Origin of the sequence: Sphaerotilus sp., from assembly GCF_013299175.1 — a bacterium.
Taxonomy (GTDB): Bacteria; Pseudomonadota; Gammaproteobacteria; order Burkholderiales; family Burkholderiaceae_C; genus Sphaerotilus.
The window spans coordinates 1-4423 of record NZ_JAAFKF010000174.1; the positions used below are offsets into that span (position 1 = coordinate 1).

Consider the following 4423-nt stretch of genomic DNA (forward strand, 5'->3'; position numbering starts at 1 on the left):
ACTCGACGCCGTGCCATCGACCACCCGCCGCGCGATGCCCTGCAGGATCGCCGCGATGCGGAACATGTTGTAGGCGAGGTAGTAGTCCCAGTCCGGCATCAGCGCCTCGAACGCCAGCCCGCCCTCGCGTCCCGCATTGACGCGCGACAGGTAACGCCGCACGTACTCGGCTTCGGACGGAATCCCCAGCGCCGCCAGATCCACGCCGCCGATGCCGCGGAAGGTGCCCGGCGGGATGTGCCACGCCATGCCGTGGTAGCTGAAATCGGCGATCGGGTGGCCCAGCGTGGACAGCTCCCAGTCCAGCACCGCCAGCACCCGTGGCTCGGTCGGGTGGAACATCAGGTTGTCGAGCCGGTAGTCGCCGTGCGCGATCGAGACCTGCGTGTCGTCGCGGGCATAGGCGGGCAGGTGGGCGGGCAGCCAGTCGATCAACCGGTTCATCTCGGGGATCGGCTCGGTGACCGAGGCGAGGTACTGCTTGCTCCAGCGCGCGGTCTGGCGCTCGAAGTAGCTGCCCGGGCGGCCGTAATCGCCCAGGCCGATCGCCACCGGATCGACCCGGTGCAGCGCCGCCATCACGCGGTTCATCTCGTCATAGATCGCCGCCCGGCCGGCAGGGTCGAAGTCGGGCAGCGTCTGGTCCCACAGCACGCGGCCGGCGACATGCTCCATCACGTAGAAGGCCCGGCCGATGACACTTTCGTCCGCGCAGAGCAGGTGCATCCGGGCGACGGGCACGTCGGTGGTGGCCAGCGCCTGCATCACCCGGAATTCGCGCTCGATGGCGTGCGCGGAGGGCAGCAGCTTGGCGGCCGGCCCCGGCTTGGCGCGCATCACGTAGACGCCGCCGGGCGTGACGAGCTGGTAGGTCGGGTTCGACTGCCCGCCCTTGAACTGCCGCACGGTCAGCGGCCCGCTGAAACCTGGCAAGCGGCCGGTGAGCCAGTCCTGCAGGGCGGCGACATCGAAGGCTTGCCCGTCAGCGACCGGGCGGGTGCCGGACTGGGCGGCGGCGTGGGTGTCCATGGCGGGTTGCTCCTGGGGAACGGGGCGGGTGAGAGACCGTTTGGTCAGCGATGGGCCGTCAGCGGTCGGCGATGGCCAGCAGCTTGTCACGCGAGAGCACGACCAGCCGTGTCGGCTCCACCCGCACGGCCCCTTCGCGCTCGAAGCCCTTCAGCTCCTGGTTGACGCGCTGGCGCGAGGCGCCGACGAGCTGGGCGAGGTCTTCCTGGGCGAGCTGCAAGCCGATGCGGGTTTCTTCCCCATGCGGGATGCCGTAGGCACGCGCCAGCGTCAGCACCTGCTTGGCGAGCCGGGCCGCCAGCGGCTTGGTGTTGAGATCCTCGAAGGACGCGAACATCAGCCGCATGCGCCGGCAGTTCAACCGCAGCAGCGCCTCGGCGAGTTCGGCGTGGCGCGACAGCAGGTCGAAGAAGTCGTGCTTGCGCACGATCAGCAGCGTGGTCGGGCCGTGCGTGGTGGCGTCGTGGGTGCGCGGCAGGCCGTCGAACAGGGCAATGTCGCCGAACCAGGTGCCTGGTTCGACATAGGTCAGCGTGATCTGCTTGCCCGACATCGACACAGAACTCACCCGCACCGCGCCGCTGGCCACGCCCACCCAGTCGGTGGGCGGCGCGCCACGGGTGGCGACCTGCACGCCGTCCGGGTAGCGGCGGATGATGGTGCGGTTCAGGATGTCCTGGCGCAGGGCGGGGGAGAGCTTGGCGTACCAGGAGCCGGACTCGACGTGCTGGCGTTCTTCGGGGGTCAGGACGGGGGTGGTCATGCGGGGTTCGTTCCGGTGCCAGTGCGCAGGTACTGTGCGAGCAGCTTTTCCATCGTGGTCTGGCGCTCGCGGTCGTTGAGCCACTGGCTGGGGGAGAGGTTCATCGCGCGCACCACCGCATGGTCGGCGCCGATGTCGAGGACGTTGATGCAGGCCGGCGCTTGCTCCATCCGGCCGAAGAAGGCCCGTGTCCCCGCCAGCGCGCTCGACAGCAGCGCCCGGTTCACACCGCCATGCAGCACCAGCAGGGCGCAGTCCCAGTCGTCGCGGGCGAGGAAGCGTATCCAGGCGGGCAGGCAGCGGTCGAGCAGCTCGCCCACGCTTTCGCCCCCGAGGAACCGGTGGCCTTCGATGGTGTCCAGAGTGCCGCCGCTCTCGAAGGCACCGAGGAAGGCGTCGCGCACGGCCTCCCGTGGCAGGTCCGAGAGGCGGCCGGGGCGGATTTCCTGGAGCGCCATGTCGGTCTCGATGGCAGTGCCCGATCCGGCGGCGGCCAGCACGCGCTGTGCCGTTTCCACCGTGCGCGGCAGGCCGCTGACCAGCACGCGGTCGAAGCGCACGTTCGACGCCGCGAACAGTGCGCCTGCCGCGTCCGCCTGTGCGCGGCCGGTAGTGTTCAGCGGCACGGTGTCGGGCGGGACCGGCGTGCCGTCGTCGAGGAAGTAATCGACCGAGCCGTGGCGCATCAGGTAGAGGCGCCGGCGTGGCGTCGGAGTGGGCATGGGCGGTGTGCGCGTTGTCATGTCGGGTCGGGTCCGGTCAGCGGAACTGGGGCGGGCGTTTCTCGCGCCAGGCGGTCAGGCCCTCGCCGCCGTTGTCGTGGTTGAGGTTGGCGATGAAGGCGTCACGTTCGTGGTCGAGGTGGGTGGCCAGGGGCAGCACCGCCGCGTCCACCGACAGCCGCTTCACCGAGGCGATCACGTTCGGGGCGAACTGCGCCAGCGACGCGGCCAGTGCCAGCGCCTCGTCGAGCGCCTGCCCCGGATCGGTCAGGCGGTTGACCAGCCCGGCGCGCTGCAGGTCGGCCCCGCTGCGCACCTGCGCCAGCCACAGCCATTCCAGCGCCTGCTGCCGCGGCAGCAACTGCATCAGCGACTGCACGACCCCCCCATCCGGCGATGCGCCGATGCGGCCATAGGCGAGGCCGAAGCGCGCCGTCGTGGACGCCACCAGCAGGTCACAGGCCAGCGCGAGCGAGCAGCCCGCACCTGCCGCCGCACCTTCCACCGCAGCGATCACTGGCAGCGGATGTGTCCGCATTGCCACGATCCAGCCGTGCAGCGCATCCACCCGCGCTGCCTGCACCGCCGGCTGGCCCCGCACGGCCGCGAGCTGGTTCAGGTTGCCGCCGCCGCTGAAATGCCCGCCCGCGCCGGTCAGCACGAGGGCGCGCAGCGTGGGGTCTTGGGCCGCGTCGTCGAGCGCGGCGACTGCGGCGACATACACCGCGGGCGACAGCGCGTTGCGCGACGCAGGGTCGTTCAGCGTCAGCACCAGCGTGCTGTCGTGGCGGGTGAGGTGCAGTTCGGCGGACATGGCGGCGGACACGGCGGTGGGCATGGCCGAAGATTCTGGCATGGAAAAAAGAACGACCGTTCGTTCTTTTCAACGTTCGTTCATTCTTTCAGCCCAATCGGTTGCGCAGCCGCTCCAGCGCGTGCTCCAGCGTCTCGTCGCGCTTGGCGAAGCACAGCCGGGCGATCTGCTGGTCGCGCCCGTCCGCGTAGAAGGCCGACAGCGGAATCGCCGCCACGCCGACCTCGCGGGTCAGCCATTCACAGAATGCGGCTTCGCCCAGCCCGGCGATCTCGGGGGCCAGGCCGCTGTAGTCCACGCTCTGGAAGTACGTCCCTTCGCAGGGAAGCGGCCGCAGGCCGGTCCCCGCCAGCCCGGCGCGAAACAGGTCGCGCTTGCGCTGGTAGAAGGCGCCGAGTTCGACGTAGGGCGCCGGATCGGCCATGTAGGTGGTCAGCGCGTGCTGCATCGGCGTGTTGACGGTGAAGACGTTGAACTGGTGGACCTTGCGGAACTCGGCCATCAGCACGGCCGGAGCCGCCACGAAGCCGATCTTCCAGCCGGTGACGTGGTAGGTCTTGCCGAAGCTGGAGATCAGCATGCTGCGGGCGGCCAGCTCGGGGTGGCTGGCGACGCTGAGGTGCGCCGCGCCGTCGTAGACCATGTGCTCGTAGACCTCGTCCGAGAACAGGAGGATGTCGGTCGGGCGCAGCAGCTCGGCGAGCTGCTGCTGCTCAGTGGCGGTCCAGACGGTGCCGGTCGGGTTGTGCGGGGTGTTGACGAGGATCGCGCGGGTCTTGGGCGTGATCGCGGCGGCGATGGCGGCGAAGTCGGGGCGGAAGGTGCCCGGTGTCAGCGGCACATGCACGGGCGTGGCGCCGGCCAGCACGATGCTGGGCGCGTAGCTGTCGTAACACGGGTCGAGCACGATGACCTCGTCGCCCGGATGCACGAGGGCCAGCACGGCGGTGAGGATGGCCTGGGTGGCACCGGCCGTGACGGTGATCTCGCTGCCGGGGTCGTAGCGGTGGCCGTAGAGCGCCTCGACCTTGGCGGCGACGGCTTCGCGCAGCGCCGGGATGCCGGCCATCGGCGGGTACTGGTTGTGGCCGGCGT

General features: G+C 70.2%; 5 protein-coding genes. All 5 read right to left on the bottom strand.

Translation table 11 applies throughout. From position 1 onward, the window contains the following. Positions 1-1029, bottom strand: a 1029-nt coding sequence (locus QZW52_RS18630; protein ID WP_294001540.1) for a phosphotransferase, incomplete at its 3' end; no start/stop codon positions are given. Positions 1030-1087: 58 nt separating this feature from the next. Continuing rightward, positions 1088-1792 carry a Crp/Fnr family transcriptional regulator gene (locus QZW52_RS18635; protein ID WP_294001543.1) on the bottom strand — a complete coding sequence of 235 codons (705 nt, stop codon included), beginning with the start codon at positions 1790-1792 and terminating at the stop codon, positions 1088-1090. Then, positions 1789-2514, bottom strand: a complete 726-nt coding sequence (locus QZW52_RS18640) for a histidine phosphatase family protein (RefSeq protein ID WP_294001545.1) — start codon at positions 2512-2514, stop codon at positions 1789-1791. The genes QZW52_RS18635 and QZW52_RS18640 overlap by 4 nt, the downstream gene beginning before the upstream one ends. Before the next feature lie 37 nt (positions 2515-2551). After that, positions 2552-3328, bottom strand: a complete 777-nt coding sequence (locus QZW52_RS18645) for an oxepin-CoA hydrolase, alternative type (RefSeq protein WP_294001551.1) — start codon at positions 3326-3328, stop codon at positions 2552-2554. An 88-nt stretch (positions 3329-3416) separates the two neighbouring features. Beyond that, positions 3417-4423, bottom strand: a 1007-nt coding sequence (locus QZW52_RS18650) for a methionine aminotransferase (protein WP_294001548.1), incomplete at its 5' end; no start/stop codon positions are given.